Below are 15,655 nucleotides of genomic sequence, written 5' to 3' on the forward strand. Positions count from 1 at the left end.
TTCTATCCTTCTTCTTGCCGCAGTACGCGCACGAAATTGACCCGCATGCCGGTCCCGCCCATGATCGGATCCACCTGCACACGCGTCATCAGGCCGGTATCGGAAGCGCCGCGGCCATAAGCCCGGCGCATCCGTTTGGATCCCTGGCCGAATCCGTGAACCATGAACACGCAATCACGGCGTATGCCCTCGGTGACCGCTAACTTGATCGGTAAACTCCTGACCCCATCCTGGTTCTCGAGCACGACTCTCTGCCCGTCGCGCAGGCCAAGGTCGTGAGCTGCCTTTGCGCTGATCCACAATTCGTTCTCCGCGACCAGTGAATTGAGCAATGCGTTGTTCTGCGTGCGCGCAAACGAGTGCAGCGGAGAGCGCCCGTCAAGCAGGCGGAAATACCCGAGAGGAGCGTCCGGGTGCGGCGTGTACCGCGGCAGTGGATCGAATCCCGCGTCCTTCAGCGCCGATGAGTACAGTTCGATCTTGCCGCTCGCGGTCGGGAACAGCGGGCCGTCGTCGGGCAGGCGATCCTCCAGGTAGGGACGGCCATCGAACCCCACGGCACCGCGGGCATACAGCGCATCCTGGCTGACGCCCAGCGGCTGGATCAGCGCCGCAAGCTGTTGCTCGGGTTTGTTCCACGGGAAGTAAGCCGCCAACCCGAGCCGGCCAGCCAGTTCCTTGGCGATCCACCAACCCGGCCGCGACTCGTGCAACGGCTCGATTACGGGCTGCCGTATGGCCACAAACGGCCGCTTCGCGGTCGCGACAATGTGCGGCGGATCGTAGCGCTCCAGGTAGGTCGCTTCCGGCAACACCAGATCGGCGTAGTTGATCTGCTCCATGGGCATCACGTCGACCACGGCAATGAACTCGAGTTTTTCCATCGCCTGCAATGTCTTTTGCCGCTCGGGAATGCTCTCCAGCACGTTTTGCCCGTAGATGATCCATGCCTTGATGGGATAGGGCTTGCCGGTGAGGGTGGCATCCACCAGCCCGTTGGTGACGCCTTGCTCCTCCGAGGCAAATGGGAAACGAGTGCCCGCGCCGTCGGCCCGCCCGCGCGGCGATTGTGGTAATGGCGGCGTTGCCAGCTTTCCCAGCTTGAGCGGCGTCGGGAGAAAAATTCCGCCCTTGCGCCCCCAACTCCCGGTCAGCGCAGTAAGGATGGCCATGGCACGCGCGCGTTGCGTGTCGTCGCCGTACCAACTGGTGTGGCGGCCGGGATGCAAAAGCACCGCCGGCCGTGCACTCGCCATGGCGCGCGCCGTTTCTCGAATATCGGAAGCGGACAATTCCGTGATCGCCTCGGCCCACTCCGGCGTGAATCCGCGCACGTGGGCCTCGAGTTCAGGGAATCCCGTGGCGTAGGCCTGGAGGTAATCTTTGTCGTAACCGCCTTCGCTGATCAGCACGTTCATCCACGCCAGCAGCAGCGCCGTGTCCGTGCCGGGGCGGATCGGCAACCACCAGTCGGCTTTGCCCGCGGAGGTGGAGAAGCGCGGGTCGACAACGATCAGGCGGGCGCCGCGCGCGAGCGCATCGGCAAAGGCAGTGACCTGCGACGTAAATACGTTTTCGCCGATGTGCGAGCCGATCAGGACGATCAGCTTCGCTTCCTCCAGATCGAGGGGCTCAGGAGAATTCAGGTCACGTCCGAATGTCAGAGCATAGCCAACATCCCGCGGACCGCGGCACTGTGCGAAGGAAGGCTCTGCCCGGTTGGGCGAGCCATAGGCTTTCATCAGCGTGCCAAAAAACGATGACGCCACGCCGTGAGGAAATAGCGCCACGCTTTCCGGACCATACTGGGTTTTCAAGTCGGAAAGCCGCTTGGCGAAGTAGTCCAGCGCCTGGTCCCAGCTAGCGCGCGCCAGGTTTTTCTCGCCGCGTCTGCCGGTTCCCAGGAGCGGGTACTTGAGCCGGTCGGGATCGTAGAGCAGCTCCGTGCCGGCATTGCCGCGGCCGCATAACCGCCCTTTGGTCAAAGGATGATCGGGATTCCCCGTGATCCTTACAACTTTTCCTTCGACGACTTCGGCGATGATGCCACAGCGCCAGAAACACATCTCGCAGGTGGTCGCAATCTGCTCCACCCGCTGCGAACCGCGCCAGCCGGGCGGGTGCGGCCGCTCGGCGAGCGCGGTACCAGAAACCCCGAGCGCGGCACTCGCACCGGCAGAGAGCTTAACGAACTGGCGGCGCGTGATGTTCGAAGCCATGGCGATCAAAGACCGCCCGTTCCGGTCTCGACTTGCGTTCCGCTGGCGTTGCTCCACTCCATGAACGACCCGTCGTACATCAAGGGACGAAATCCGGCGAGCTTGAGCGTGAAGTATTGGTGCTTCGCGATCGGTCCCGTCCGGCAGTAGACCACTACTTCTTTCCCGGTCTTTGCACCGGCAGCCTCATACAAGGCACGGATGTCGGCCACCGGCTTCAGCGCCAGGTTTTCCCTGCTGACCAGGGCCTGCAGCCAGAACACATTCTTGGCGCCGGGGATGTGGCCGCCGCGCTTGATGCCGTCGCCGGGGATGGCGCCTGAGAATTGATCTGCGGCGCGGCCATCAATCACCAGGGTCTTCTTGTCCGCCACGATTTTTTGCATTGTGGCGAGGTCAACGAGCAGTTCCGGATGTAACTTCACGGTCAGCGTTGCCGGCTTGACTTCTGCTGCAACCACACTTACGGCACGTTTTTCCGTTTTCCATTTTTCCAGGCCGCCGTCGAGGATGGCGTGCCGGCCATGGCCGATGTAGTCGAGCTCAAAATAAACGTGCGTCGCCAGCAGGGGGCCGTCCCCGTAGGCAACAACGAATGATGCGTCGCCCACACCGGCCTTCTCCAAGGACTTCTTGAGATCGCCGGGCGCGGGCACCTGGTTGGGCACGCCGTTACGGCTCACGGAAACGTCGCTCAGGGCGAGAAACCGCGCTCCCGGGATGTGGCCCGCGTCGTAGGCCTTGCGGTCCACGCCAACATGCAGCACCACCAGGCTCGCGTCTTTTCCGTGCGCCGCCAGCCAATCGGTGCTGACCACCATATCGTTTGACGGCGTAGCAACCTGCGCTACACCGAACGTCGCCGTAACCAACAGCAACAGTACGATTGCGATATAAAGCGAGCGTTTCAAGGCAAACCTCCATGCGGGCGACACTTAGCCCATTGCAATTTCGTCAGGCCGGCGCCTTTTGCGAGAAGATCGTTCCCAGCACCCGCGCTACGGTTTTGTAAAAGGAAGTTTTCGCGTGCTGCGTCAATCTTTCCGCCACGTTCTGTGCGAACGAGCGGAGATGTCGATCCACGACCGCGGCCTGCAGTTCGCGAGCGTATGCCACCGTTTCTTGTTTTTCTTTCTTGTGTCCTTCGAGCTCCTTGAAAAAAAGGAACGACAGGAATTCCAGTTCCACCGCAATGTGGTCCGGCGGAAGCCTGAAATCCTCGTTCAGCACCAAGCCTGCGTCCCGGTAAAGTCCTGCAATTTCAAACGTGGAGTCCTGCAGCAGTTTCCCTTCCCGGTACACGGACTCGAACAGGTACGCTGCCCGAGGCTTGGAGGCGAAAAACATCCACGTGTAGTCCTTCTCGAGCTCCAGCAGCAGGTTTTTCCGGTTGATCGGCTTGCGCCGCATGTCCTTGCCGAACTGACGGACATGGCGCCCGATTGAGCCTTGTCCGAGGGCTTCCAGGGAGCCGGCCAGCGCTTCGGCGAATTCACCCTTCGCGATTGCGTCCACAAGCTGGTCGTCGGGATAATTCAGCGCCTTGGCGAGCAGTGAGTACAGTGTTGCCTTGGCCTCCTGCTCAACGAGTGTTTCAGTGAGTGCTTGCATTCATCCACCTTTGTGATTGGCTAACGGCAGCCAGGGCCGAGCCTCGAGGTCCGGCAGAATCGATGAGCTCGACCTGCCGGACCTCGAAACCGAACCCGACTACTCCGCCTTTTTGTTTTCCGTCTGTTCGACTGCGGTCCTTCGTTCGCTGTACTTCTTGAACCCGGCGTACAAGGCTCCGGCAACCAGTGGAGCCGCAGCCAGGTCGTTGAGTTCGGCCCGCAGGCGTCCCTTGACCTTCGGATATCCCAGCGCGACCGGATCGGTCTTCGTCAGGATGATCACGTGTGTCCCGCCGTTCTCCTGCAACCCGTAGATCTTGAGTTGCTTGCTCGCCGCCAGTTGCCTGGCGCGTGCGGACATCTCCTCGTAGTCTCCGGATTGCAGTGCCCCCGACAGACACGCTTCCACGCACGCCGGCTTTTGACCAGCGGTCAGCCGGTGGGCGCACAGGTTGCAGTTGATCAGCTTCTTGGAGACTTCGTCGTACTGCGCAGCATGGAACGGGCAGGAGTCAGCGATCGCCTTCCCGTCCTTCACCTTCGACGCGTCCACCAGCACCGGGCCGTACGCTGACTTGGTCAGCGCCCCGGCGGAAGCTTTCACGCACTGCGCATCCTTGCAGTTCATGCATTGTTGTTTGACGACACCGTGGTCCTTAATCAGGACGACGCTGCGGAACATGCCCCGGGCAGCCTGATCGTGTTCGCCGAATTCCTGGATGCAGCGGTAGGAACAGGTATTGCACCCGGTGCAGTGGGTGGTATCGACCAAAATAGCTTGTTCTTTCATCCCGGCCTCCTCACGCCTTCCTGATGCTGACGAAAACGTCTTCCACCCAACCCATGCCGAGAGGATCCCGTTTCTTGCTCATCATCGGGTCCTTCTGCGGGATCAGGTCGCCATCGCGGTATCCGAAGTTGCTGGCCACCTTCAGGTTCTTGGCGCGATGCCCAATGCCGTGGAAGGTCAGCACGCAATCGTCGCGCGTGATGCGCTCCGACAGGTGCACCTTCGCCGTCACCGGACGCCGCAGTACCTTCATGTACTTCGGGTTGCTTTCGACGATGACTTGTTCCCCATCCTTGAGGCCGAGCTTTTGGCCTGCGCGTTTGCTGATCCACACGCAGTCCATGTAGTTCTTGGTGGTGAGCTGCTTCAGGACGGGATTGTTGATGAAGTTGGGATCGGCATGCATGTACCAGGGCGCCCGGGTGATGAGCAGTGAGAACCGGTATTGATCGTCCGGCTCTTGCCATCTCGGAGCCCAGATCGGCAGCGGCGAATGATCGACCTTGGAAAATTCGTCGATGAACATTCTCACCCGCCCGTCAGGCCGGCTGTATCCCTGTTTCTTGATCTGCTTGTAGTTCTGGTAAGGGGTTTTGTCGATCCAGAAGGCGCCCTTTTCCATGAACTCCTTGGTGTTGGCAGCCGCGCCCACAGCTTTGACCGCTACGTCGCCGATGTTGAGCGGCACCTGCTTCTTGGGGTCCCCGCTACCGTCCGTCGTCCAGTACTTCGGCGCCAGCGCCATGCCGATCTTCATCGTCACCGCGCCCCAGCCGATCTGGTCGCCCGGACTCTTCTGCACCGGAGCACCGCCCACCAGGCATGCCCACTTCGGGTAGTAGGTGCGCACGTCCAGCTTGGGCTCTTCGTACTGGTGTGGTGCGGGCAGAACGTAATCGCACCAGTAGCCCAGGTCATCGAGGTAGAGGTTCCAATCCACCACCATTTCCTTCTTGGCCAGCGCCGCCTCCAGCATCTGCGGCTGGATGGTGGCAAACAGGCCCCGGTGGGGGTTGGCGTAGAACACGACCTTCACGGTGTCCGTCGTGTACAGACCGAAGCCAACCATGCCGTAGTGGCCCGGCGCGGAAAAGTCCTTGTTCCGGTAAATGTCATTGGTGACCGGGAACTCGTGCCGGAAGTCCACTGACTTCGTCGGTAGAGCCGGATACGGCTGCACCGGTTCTGACAGGTCTTCCAGCCAGGGAATTTTCACGTCGTGCAACAACAGCAGTCCGCCCTCGTGGTCAATCGACCCGACCAGGGTGTTGATGATGGCGATGGAGTGACGCAGCCTCCAGCTATTCGCGTAGTTAGGGCCGGCCGCATCGCGCTTGTTCGACGGAATCACGGCGTACGGGGCCGCCGCCGCGAAATCGAGTGCGATCTGCCGGATCGCGCTCGCCTTCACTTCGGTGATGGGCTCTTGCCATTCCGGAGTGAAATCGCGAGTGGTTTCGGCCAGTAGTTGCAGGACCGGCTTGGCGGTGATTTCCTTGCCATCCAGCGTGAAGGTGAACGCGCCACCATCCATTGCCGGCTCGTCGCAGGTGTCGAGGGGCTCGACCCGCTTGTGGTTCGAGCACCAGGCGTAGAACATGCCGTCCTTGTTCTTCAACGCCAACTTGGTTTTCAGGTCTACCAGCGCCGGCGCATCGGAATGCTTCTTGAGGGCCTCGACGTTGTACTTCTTGTTGGCAATGATGGTGTTGATCAGGGCCAGCGTGACCGCCAGGTCGGTGCCCGGCTTGATCGGATAGTAGGCGTCGGCAAGATTGTCGGAGATGGGCGTTCTCACCGGGTTGAACATCACGATCTTGGCGCCGTTCTGCTTGGCTTTGTTCCAGTGCGGCAACATGCCTGCCTTGGCCGACTTGGTGAAGGAATCGAATCCGAACCAGATCTGGTACTTCGCCATGTCATAGTCATAGCCGGGCAGGTGGTGCGACGGAGTGTAAGTGCTGGAATAAACGTCGTTCGGCGGGTTGGTGATGGTCAGGCAATTGATGTAGTAGTGCGTTCCGAAACACTCGGTGCGCTGATCGCTTCGGATCACGCCCAAGGACTTGCACAGCTTGTTGGTGAACGGGTTGCCGGGGGATGCGATCAGGATCTCCTCCGGCGCGTGCTTCTTCATTACCGCGATAATGTCGCTGAGAGCATCGGCGGATTTCACCGTGACCCAGCCCGGATCGAAGTCGGTTCCCTTTTGCGGATTGGTCCGCTTCAAGGCGACCATCAGCCGGTCGGGGTCGTACATGGAATCGACAAAGCCCATCGCCTTCACGCAGTACTTGCCCTCGGCAACGGGATCTTCCGGTCTCCCTTCGACGGTAATCGCGCGCTCGAGGCCGGTCTTGGGCTCCGTGCCGACCACTACCTGGATTGCGCAGTTGACCTCGCAGGCGCGGGTGCAGACTTGCGGCACCTTTTTTATGACTTTGTACGTGGGCGCTTCCTGCGGGTGTTTCTCGAACTCCTCCAGGGCCTGGAGATTCTGAAACGGGAACGCGGCTACTGCCGATGCCGTGCCCGCGATTCCCGCGGCTTTGAGGAAGCCTCTTCGAGAGAGCTTACTGATTTCCTCCATCTTGCCTCCTTCTCGCAAACGTTCGGTGTTACGCCAGGGACCAGTTACCTCGAATACCTCATTCAGCAATGAATCTTTGGAACCCACAACTCTTCCCGTGCAACTGACTCTCGCTATCCTCCAATCTGCGCCATTGAAAAAGGCTCGTTCTGCGGCTGTGGCGCAAACAGGCCGTGCCGCGCGGGTTTGCTGGTCACGATTCGACGCAGCGTCTCGCGCACAACATCATCGCCGGCACGCAAGCATGGTTTGAGATCGACTGCGTCGGCGGCGAACAAGCATCCCTTCGCCATTCCCGTGGCCGTGATGCGGATGCGGTTGCAGCGATCGCAGAAGCAATGTGAAATTGGGCTGATGATGCCCAGCGTGCCCGGCGCTCCCGCAATCCTGAAACTCCGGGCGGGCCCCGCTCGGTCGGCAACCTCGATGGACCGCAGCATGTACCGCTGCTGGATCCGCTCCAGCACCTCGTGGGCCGGCACCCATATCGAGCGCCAGTCGGGATCCATCATCGTCGGCATGTATTCGATAAAGCGCACCGTGTAAGCCGTGCGCAGCGTCAACGCTGCGAAATCCAGGACCTCGTCATCGTTGACGCCCCGCATGACCACGACATTGATCTTCGCCGGAGGAAAACCGGCCTCTTCGCTGGCGGCCAGCCCGTCCAGCACCTGCTGCAGGTGGCCGCCGCGCGTGATCTCCGCGAATACCTCGGGCCGCAACGAATCCAGGCTGATGTTCAGCCGCTGCACGCCGGCACGGCGCAGATCCTTCGCCATGTCCCGCAACAGCATGCCGTTGGTGCTGAGAACCAGCTCCGACAGCCCGGGAATGGTCGCCAGCCGCTGCAAGAAACCGACCACGCCCTTGCGCACCAGCGGTTCGCCGCCGGTCACCCGGATTTTGTCCAAACCCAGCCCGACGGCAATGCAGGCAAGGCGATATAGATCTTCAAAGCTGAGGATTTCGCTGTGGTTGAGTTTGCGGATTCCCTCGGCCGGCATGCAGTACCTGCAGCGCAGGTTGCAACGATCGGTTACAGATAGCCGGAGGTAGTTGATACGTCGACCCTGTGTGTCAATCAGAGCCATACGCGAGCCTGCGCTCCACTGGCACATCGCGGCACGATACTTTCCGCATGCGCCCAAGAGCGGAGCGAAGCAAACGCCGTCAGGCTACACCTCGGCGGAGATGGCTTCTTGTGATGCTCCTCACCTCTGGGTGTGCCGTGCTGCTGATTTTTACCGAATTGGCACTCTACGGTTGGACGTCAATTTGGGCATGCGCTGAAGAGATGTCGGTTATCGGCGCCTCACGGCGCGCTTCCGGATAGACCGCGTCCATGAAGAACTGGTTGGCCTTGCTATAGCGCAATCGTGCCTTGATGGACAGCCTGCCGGGCGGCGCCTTGAAATCGTAGTCGTACGTATCCGAGTCGCCAGCCAGCACGGCACGCCGGAATTTCGGCCCGACCGGATGCCACAGGTCGGGCTTCATGAACATGCGCCCCGAGGTGTCGATGGCCAGCGGTTTCAAAATGTAGGAACCCGCTTCGATGTGATTCTGATCGTCCACCAGGCCGGAGTGAAACACCCTGCGGCCGGCCCCGTCTTCCACCACAACTTCAATCCACGCGCGCGCAATGTTCAAAGGCCCGGTGGGGAAACCGTGGCCGACCTTGTGGTTCGAAAGCGTGACCCTGAACCGGACGCGTTCGCCCGCCCTTGCGGTTTCCGGAGCCTGGATCTTCAATTCGACGATCGGCCCGCGCGGCCAGATTTTCTCGATCTCAGTCACCACGCGCTCGCCCCGCAGCCATTCATGCACTCGCTCCAGGTGGGCTTTCGAATTCGGCACCGACAAAGCGGCCGGCATGTACTGGTTGGCGGCCGAGAATGCGTGATTGTGATGGCGGCTGCCCCGCTGCGTTTTCAGGTTGTACGGGTCCGCTGCGGCGCGCGTGGTGGCCACCAGGTGCATGTGGCATTGATGGCAATAAAGCCGTCGCGACAAATCAGGATCGGTGTTCCACTTCCCCCGTTTCCAGTCGTCGTACTGGGTTTCAACCTGGACGGGCCCTTCCTTTTCATCGAGCACGTCGTATTCCTTGTGGCAGGCCGCGCAGGACTCCGGCTTGCGTGGCAGTGCCAGGTCGAAGTCGCGGTTGTGCTGCGCCGGATACGACCGAATCAGGAAATGGTTCACCCTCCGGCCCAGCGCCGTGGTTGGCCATTCGTATAAGTACGGCGCCGGCGAGCCCAGAACGTAACTCCCAATGCCCCGTTCATCCGCTTTCCGTACCGCATGGCAAACGACGCAACTGTCGCCTTCGCTGTACCCCGGCGCAGCGCGCCCAAGCGCCGGGTCCTTGTGGCCGGAAAGCATCGACACCGGATCGTGACAAGCGCCGCATTTTTCTGTCTCCCGCGTTCCCTTCACCCGCGTCGTCACCAGACGGACTTCCTGGAAAAATTCGTCTTCCGCTGACCAGCGATGCGCGCTCGCCTTCCACTCGCGGTAGATTCCCGCGTGACAATCCGACGTCCCGCAGGAATCCGAGTTGGCCAGCACCTCGACCGCGATCGGGCGTCCGTTCTCGGTGTCGACCATGCTGGGCGTGAAGTCCGAGCGGCCCACGCGCTGACGCGCACGGTCGGCATTCTGGGTACGCGCGTAGTACGCCGTAAGGACACCGCAAGCCCCGGACAGAATCACGGTTACCGCAGCCGCTGTTGCCCAACTCCGGATGCGCCATGCGCGGCGTTCCGACGCTACGTCACCCTCACCAGCCTGGGCCTTCTTCACCGGCCATGCATGCCATGCCAGGAATGGCAGTGCGCACAGGCTCGTCCACAAGTGGAGTGAATCCCAGGCGCTGCTTACGTAACGGCCGAACAGCGCCTGCCACGATTCGACGAACCCCGTCACCGCGCTCGCTGCCAGCAACCAGAAACCCAGGTAGGCGCAGATTTTTCTGAACGTCCGAGGTTGGTCGCGACCTGCCAGCCAATGCCGCCATTGCCAGACCGCGAACAGTGCGCCGCCGATGATCCCCACGACCACGTGGAGCAGAAGACACGCCTGGGCAACAATGCCGAACGGAAGCAGCCACACCGCACAGCCCGTCGCCACCACGAAAAGCAGCAATCCGCCCGCGATCCCGAAGCTCGGGATGCGATTCTCATCAACCAAAACCATGGGTGCCGCACCCAGTTGATGATGAGGAATCTCCATTCATGGCTCCTGCCATTCGCCGCAGTCTTCAGAGTCTCATCGATGCAGTAAGCCTGCGCTAGGGCGGAGATCATGCCGGCTTGTGACAGGCATCACCGGGCCGGCGAGAGGGCCTTGCGAAGCGCAACCGGCTCGCCTCAGCGCTGGCGCGCTTGTCAAAACGGGCCTGGGTCCAATCCGAGGCTGCGATTCGCGGCAGCGGGCCGATTCAAGCACCTTCGTGAAATCAGATGCAGTAATCAGAGAACTGGGAGTGACGCATGCCGGTACAAACAAAATCTCCGCCGTCGCAGAAAAGCCTTGGCTTCGACACCGATGCCCTGATGCATCATAGGGCCACTGGCGACTGGCGAACCATTCCGGGCTGGAGTCTTGGGCGGTCCCCCGCGGTGGCATAAGTTGTTGAGGGACTTGCATAGATGAGCTTTGACACGGAAGAGGTCAGCGGTTCGAGTCCGCTCGTGCCTACCATCTACTTCATTGAATCTGCTGGGGAAGCACCGGCAGCTCTGCCGCGCATTGGCCCTTCTCGTCACCATTCGTCACCAATCCGGAAAGGTTGTCGACTGCTGCCGGTTGATGCGGCATAGGTTTCCCAGGATTTTCTTGGTCCCAAATGGCGACGGCGCACCGGGTTCAGCGCAACATTCTTAATGTGAGCTGACGGGCGTGGCGTTCTCGGAGTTGACGATGCCGAGCGCTACGCCAGCCGCCACACCGGCAGCGACAACAATCAGAATGCCGATTTCGTCATTCGTCAACCAGCTCTTCTTGTTCACGGTGGAAGAAGATGAACCGTTGGAGTCTTTCGGAAGCTTGAGTTTCACACCGCTCACCGCAGGCACTGGCTCAGTTTGCTGGCCGTCGCTAAGATCAACCTTGCCTTCCAGCGCGAGCAGTTGCAGTTCATCATTCACGCGCTTGGCTAGAAACTTGGCGTGCACGCCGGGAGGCGTCGAGATCGTGAGATTCTCGATTTTGGTGGAGGCGCCGGTATCGGAACTTACGACCACCGATCCGTCGAGCAACTCCAGCGCCTTTGTACCGAGCTTCACGCTCGTGTTCGACGACACCGAAACCATGGTGCCGCGGCTGGTGACCGTGGCTTTCGAGTTCGCTCCCGTAGCCAGTCGCTCGCCATCGAATCCCATATCGACGGCGTGGCAAGGCCGGCCATCAATGGTGGCATCAACTCCGGAAACGTGAATCATGCCGACCGCATTCGTCGCCATGGTCGTCGCAGGCATAAGAAACAGCAGTAAAAACGAAGTGATCTTCATCCATTTTGCCGGCACGAGCACACCTCAACCGAGGGAAGTTTTGTCCATGTTGGCAATGGCGGAAGCCCCCGTCCAGTACGAAAAGGTTAGGTACCATGGTGGTTAACCCCGGTGCAGCTCACAGGAATCGGACCAGCCCGGGAGCAAGAACGCGGCTTCAAAGCGGCTCGAGTCGCTTCCGGCCCCACCGTTCTCTGTTTAGGAAAGCGTTATCCGCGCGCGAACCGTCACTTGCCTGATTTTGCTGACTTGGTCTTTCGGGGTTTCAAAGCGACTTCGCACCCTTCGTAAGCGCAGAACACTTCGAGGTCGTACTTGCGAGATTCCGCCAGTTTCCGGGCCCGCTTCTCGATTTCCACCAGTTTAGCGTCGGAGTGCGCCGGGTCGTGATGCGTCAGCGCCAGCCGCCGCGCTCCGGCCGCGCCCGCCAGCTCCACCGCGTACGCGTACGTACTGTGCCCCCAGTTCTTCTTTTCCGGCATCTCTTCCGGAGTGTATTGCGCGTCGTGGATGACCAGGTCAGCGTCGCGCATGAACTCCGCGTGCCGGCGGTCGCCGTCGTGCAGGATGGATTCGATCTTCCCCGGCTTCGCTCCCGGCCGCCAGAGCACCTCGCTGAAGGGTTCGTGGTCCGTCATGTAGGCCACGGCCACGCCATCGCTCTCCAGTCGATAGGCCAGTGTTACCGCCGGATGATGCAGCGCCTGCGTCCTCACCTGCACGCCGTGGAAGTCGAACACACCTTCGGCCAGGTGACGGAACTGGATTTTCGCCGGCAGCTCGTCCAGTTCCACTGGAAAATAAGTCGTTTCCATCTGTCCGGAGAGCACGTGCGCCAGCGAGCCGGTCATTCCGAAGGGGGCGCAGATCAGGATTTCATTGCCGGGCTGAAACACCGGCTTAAAGAACGGAAATCCCTGGATGTGATCCCAGTGGGTATGCCCCAGGAACATGGTGGCGCGGATGCGGGGGTGCTCCCGCTCCATCAGGCGGAGCCCCAACAGTCGGGCGCCCGTGCCGCAGTCAAAGATGAACCGCCGGCCCACTTTGGTGACTACCTCGACGCAGGACGTGTTCCCGCCGAAGCGTACCGTGGTTGGTCCCGGGGTCGCAATCGACCCCCGCGTGCCCCAAAATCGAACTCGCATCTCGAATGTTGCTCCTGCGCTGACATTCGCGCCAGTGCCCGAAACAACCTGCTCACTTGGGAATACAGGGAAGATAGACGGCCAAGGGGATTGACCGCCGAACCAGTACTGAGCCTATATTGCCCGGCCTGGCACCGCGACGCAAGCAGAATGATTGGCGCCAGGTCCGGCTGCCTGACAACGGGCAGGCGGCCTCCTTGGCGAGAGAGGGTGCAGACATCACCTGAGCCTGTGTACAATCGCGCCGATGAAATCCTTGATTCTCGCCGCCCTTCTGCTCGCGGCCCTTCCCGCCGCCGCCGTCAAAACCATGCGCGTGGACTACTACCATACCGGCAACGACCGCCAGGAGACGTTCGCGCTTGATCGCATCGTGATTGAGCCGGCGCCCTGGCCCGGCAACCCGGGCAAAGCGATCGACGACACCAACCTGGGAAAGTACTTCTTTGAGGTCCGCGAGCGGGCGACCAACCGCGTGGTTTACTCGCGCGGTTTTGCCTCCATTTTTGGCGAGTGGGAGAGCACCGAGGAAGCCAAGCAGATGAACCGCACCTTCTCCGAGTCGCTGCGCTTCCCCGCTCCCGCCGCACCCGTTCAGGTCACGCTCATGAAGCGCGACCCCAACAATGCCTTCCGCGAAATCTGGTCCACGGTCATCGATCCCAAAGATCGGTTCATTGACACCTCGGTCCCGCCCTCGCCCGGCCCGCTCATGACGTTGCAGAGAACAGGCGATTCAGCCAACAAAGTTGATTTCCTCATCCTCGGCGACGGCTACACCGCCGCCGAATTGCCCAAGTTTGAAAAAGACGCCCGCCGCCTGACCGAGATCCTCTTCTCCACCTCGCCGTTCAAAGAACACCGCGCCGACTTCAACGTTTGGGCGCTCTGTCCGGCCTCGCCCGAATCTGGCATTTCGCGGCCCTCCACCGGCATTCACCACCGGACTCCAGCCGGCGCCACCTACGACGCGTTCGGCTCCGAGCGTTACGTCCTGACCTTTGAAAACCGCCGCTTTCGCGACATCGCCTCCTTCGCGCCCTACGAATTTGTCGAAATCCTGGTCAACGGCGCGACCTACGGTGGCGGCGGCATCTTCAACCTCTACAGCACCGTCGCTGCCGACAGCCTCTGGTCGCCGTACGTGTTCGTGCACGAGTTCGGCCACCACTTTGCCGGCCTGGCTGACGAGTACTACACCTCCGACGTGTCCTACCTGCCGCCGGCGCGCAAATTCGAGCCCTGGGAACCCAATGTGACCGCCCTGCTCGATCCCGCCGCGCTCAAGTGGAAAGACATGGTGTCGGCAGGGACACCCGTACCCACGCCTTGGAATAAAGATTCGTTCGAAGCCTACGAGCGCGAAATCCAGGCGCGGCGCCGTGAGATCCGCAAGCAGAACCGCCCGGAATCCGAAATGGATGCCCTCTTCGCCGAGGAGAAGAAGCACGAGGACCAGCTGCTCGCCTCTGACAAGTACTCCGGCAAAGTCGGCGCCTTCGAAGGCGCCGATTACGAGGCCAAGGGATACTACCGCCCACAGGAGAACTGCATCATGTTCACCCGTCACGACGCCTTTTGCGCCGTCTGCCGCCGCGCCATCGAGCGCATCATCGCCCTGTATACGTAGTCTTCCGTCGGAAGTCTTCGGTCTTCAGGCGCTTTAGTCTTCAGTCGACAGTCTTCGGTCTTCAGGCCTGAAGCCTGAAGACTCTGTTGCATTCGCGCTCGCGGGCGTTGACAATCGAAGCGTGCCCGAAACCGCCGCAGCCGCGATTTTTGCCCGGGGCGCCGTCGTGCTGGTGACGCTCAACACGCCGCGCGAAAAGTTCTGGGGCGTGGTGCTCGAGTTGACCACGGCGGGGCTCGGCGTGCGCGGCATTGACCTGAATTCATTCGACGACTTCGCCCGCCTGGTGCGAGAGGGCGAACCGGTTGGCGCCGGCGCCGTGTTTTTTCCCATGCACCGCGTCGAGCGCATCGAATTGGACACGCGCAACGGCAGCATTCCCTCGCTGACGGAGCGCTTCGCGTCCAAGAGCGGCCACGATTTCGCCGAGGTGCTCGGCCTATCCGAATTCTCCGCGGAGCGCCAGCCCTAGATGCTTCGCCAGCTTTTCACCGCGCCCAACCAGCTCACGCTCCTGCGGCTGATCTTCATTCCATTCATCATCATCAACATCGTGGACAACAATCACCGGTGGGCGCTGATCCTGCTGGTGATCGCCGGGCTCAGTGACGCCCTCGACGGCCTGCTGGCGCGCACCCTGCACCAGCAGACCAAGCTCGGCCAGTACCTCGATCCCATCGCGGATAAGCTGCTGATCAGCACGCTGTTTCTCGTGCTCTCCATTCTTCACCTGATTCCGTGGAAGTACACGGTCCTGGTGTTCAGCCGCGACCTAATCATCCTGCTCACTTGCGCCGTGCTGTACGCCACCACCTCAATCCGCGATTTCCGGCCGAGCATCTTCGGCAAGATCAACACCGGGGCGCAAGTGGTGACCATTTTCTTCGTGCTGCTGTTCCAGGTGGATTCCACCGCGTGGATCTACTACTGCCGCAAAGTCGGCCTCTACGCCACCTTTGCCTTCACGCTCATCTCGGGACTGCACTACGTGTTCCAGATCGGCCAGCGGATCCGCGCTTACGAAAAAAGTGGCCGTCCAGCGGCATCGGCGCAGTAGTATTTCACGCAGTTGTGACGACGGTTGACCCGTTTTTCGCGCAGCCCCTACAATCGAACTTCTTCAGGTTTCATGGTCAGCACTGTGGACTCAT

12 protein-coding genes are annotated in these 15,655 nt (G+C 60.9%); 3 read left to right on the forward strand and 9 right to left on the reverse strand.

From position 1 onward, the window contains the following. Window positions 1-2 precede the first annotated feature (2 nt). The 9 genes from LAN70_06870 to LAN70_06910 form a co-directional block, all read right to left on the reverse strand. Window positions 3-2,219: a molybdopterin-dependent oxidoreductase gene (locus tag LAN70_06870; GenBank protein MBZ5510876.1), complete on the reverse strand. Its 2,217-nt coding sequence runs from the start codon at window positions 2,217-2,219 to the stop codon at window positions 3-5. A gap of 5 nt (window positions 2,220-2,224) precedes the next feature. Next, window positions 2,225-3,130, reverse strand: coding sequence for a sulfurtransferase (locus LAN70_06875; GenBank protein ID MBZ5510877.1), 906 nt, complete (start codon window positions 3,128-3,130; stop codon window positions 2,225-2,227). A gap of 43 nt (window positions 3,131-3,173) precedes the next feature. After that, entirely contained in the window at window positions 3,174-3,830 is a 657-nt protein-coding gene (locus tag LAN70_06880) for a molecular chaperone TorD family protein (protein MBZ5510878.1), read from the reverse strand. Window positions 3,831-3,929: 99 nt separating this feature from the next. Next, entirely contained in the window at window positions 3,930-4,622 is a 693-nt protein-coding gene (locus LAN70_06885; GenBank protein ID MBZ5510879.1) for a hypothetical protein, read from the reverse strand. A 10-nt stretch (window positions 4,623-4,632) separates the two neighbouring features. Next, a complete protein-coding gene (locus tag LAN70_06890) occupies window positions 4,633-7,212 on the reverse strand; it encodes a molybdopterin-dependent oxidoreductase (GenBank protein ID MBZ5510880.1) in 2,580 nt (859 codons plus the stop codon). Window positions 7,213-7,325: 113 nt separating this feature from the next. Next, the gene (gene moaA / locus LAN70_06895) at window positions 7,326-8,303 is read right to left on the reverse strand and encodes a GTP 3',8-cyclase MoaA (protein ID MBZ5510881.1); all 978 of its coding nucleotides are present in this window, start codon (window positions 8,301-8,303) and stop codon (window positions 7,326-7,328) included. A gap of 166 nt (window positions 8,304-8,469) precedes the next feature. Continuing rightward, window positions 8,470-10,410, reverse strand: a complete 1,941-nt coding sequence (locus LAN70_06900; GenBank protein ID MBZ5510882.1) for a hypothetical protein — start codon at window positions 10,408-10,410, stop codon at window positions 8,470-8,472. A 686-nt stretch (window positions 10,411-11,096) separates the two neighbouring features. After that, a complete protein-coding gene (locus LAN70_06905) occupies window positions 11,097-11,741 on the reverse strand; it encodes a hypothetical protein (protein ID MBZ5510883.1) in 645 nt (214 codons plus the stop codon). A gap of 212 nt (window positions 11,742-11,953) precedes the next feature. Further along, window positions 11,954-12,874 (reverse strand): MBL fold metallo-hydrolase, encoded by a 921-nt coding sequence (locus tag LAN70_06910; protein ID MBZ5510884.1) that lies wholly within the window; start codon window positions 12,872-12,874, stop codon window positions 11,954-11,956. Between the two features lie 247 nt (window positions 12,875-13,121). On the opposite strand from LAN70_06910, the gene LAN70_06915 reads away from it, so the two are divergent. The 3 genes from LAN70_06915 (at window position 13,122) to pgsA (ending at window position 15,561) form a co-directional block, all read left to right on the forward strand. After that, window positions 13,122-14,504 carry an IgA Peptidase M64 gene (locus tag LAN70_06915; protein ID MBZ5510885.1) on the forward strand — a complete coding sequence of 461 codons (1,383 nt, stop codon included), beginning with the start codon at window positions 13,122-13,124 and terminating at the stop codon, window positions 14,502-14,504. Between the two features lie 121 nt (window positions 14,505-14,625). After that, on the forward strand, window positions 14,626-14,976 hold the full coding sequence (locus LAN70_06920) for a hypothetical protein (GenBank protein MBZ5510886.1): 351 nt from the start codon (window positions 14,626-14,628) through the stop codon (window positions 14,974-14,976). Then, window positions 14,977-15,561, forward strand: a complete 585-nt coding sequence (gene pgsA, locus LAN70_06925; protein ID MBZ5510887.1) for a CDP-diacylglycerol--glycerol-3-phosphate 3-phosphatidyltransferase — start codon at window positions 14,977-14,979, stop codon at window positions 15,559-15,561. Window positions 15,562-15,655 lie beyond the last annotated feature (94 nt).

This window comes from Terriglobia bacterium (assembly GCA_020072845.1).
Lineage (GTDB): Bacteria > Acidobacteriota > Terriglobia > Terriglobales > Acidobacteriaceae > JAIQGF01.

Bases quoted from the DNA above. Each gene is read 5' to 3' on its own strand.
- LAN70_06870 (MBZ5510876.1), bottom strand. From the start codon at position 2,219: ATGGCTTCGAACATCACGCGCCGCCAGTTCGTTAAGCTCTCTGCCGGT.
- LAN70_06880 (MBZ5510878.1), bottom strand. From the start codon at position 3,830: ATGCAAGCACTCACTGAAACACTCGTTGAGCAGGAGGCCAAGGCAACA.
- LAN70_06885 (MBZ5510879.1), bottom strand. From the start codon at position 4,622: ATGAAAGAACAAGCTATTTTGGTCGATACCACCCACTGCACCGGGTGC.
- LAN70_06890 (MBZ5510880.1), bottom strand. From the start codon at position 7,212: ATGGAGGAAATCAGTAAGCTCTCTCGAAGAGGCTTCCTCAAAGCCGCG.
- moaA (MBZ5510881.1), bottom strand. From the start codon at position 8,303: ATGGCTCTGATTGACACACAGGGTCGACGTATCAACTACCTCCGGCTA.
- LAN70_06900 (MBZ5510882.1), bottom strand. From the start codon at position 10,410: ATGGTTTTGGTTGATGAGAATCGCATCCCGAGCTTCGGGATCGCGGGC.
- LAN70_06910 (MBZ5510884.1), bottom strand. From the start codon at position 12,874: ATGCGAGTTCGATTTTGGGGCACGCGGGGGTCGATTGCGACCCCGGGA.
- LAN70_06915 (MBZ5510885.1), top strand. From the start codon at position 13,122: ATGAAATCCTTGATTCTCGCCGCCCTTCTGCTCGCGGCCCTTCCCGCC.
- pgsA (MBZ5510887.1), top strand. From the start codon at position 14,977: ATGCTTCGCCAGCTTTTCACCGCGCCCAACCAGCTCACGCTCCTGCGG.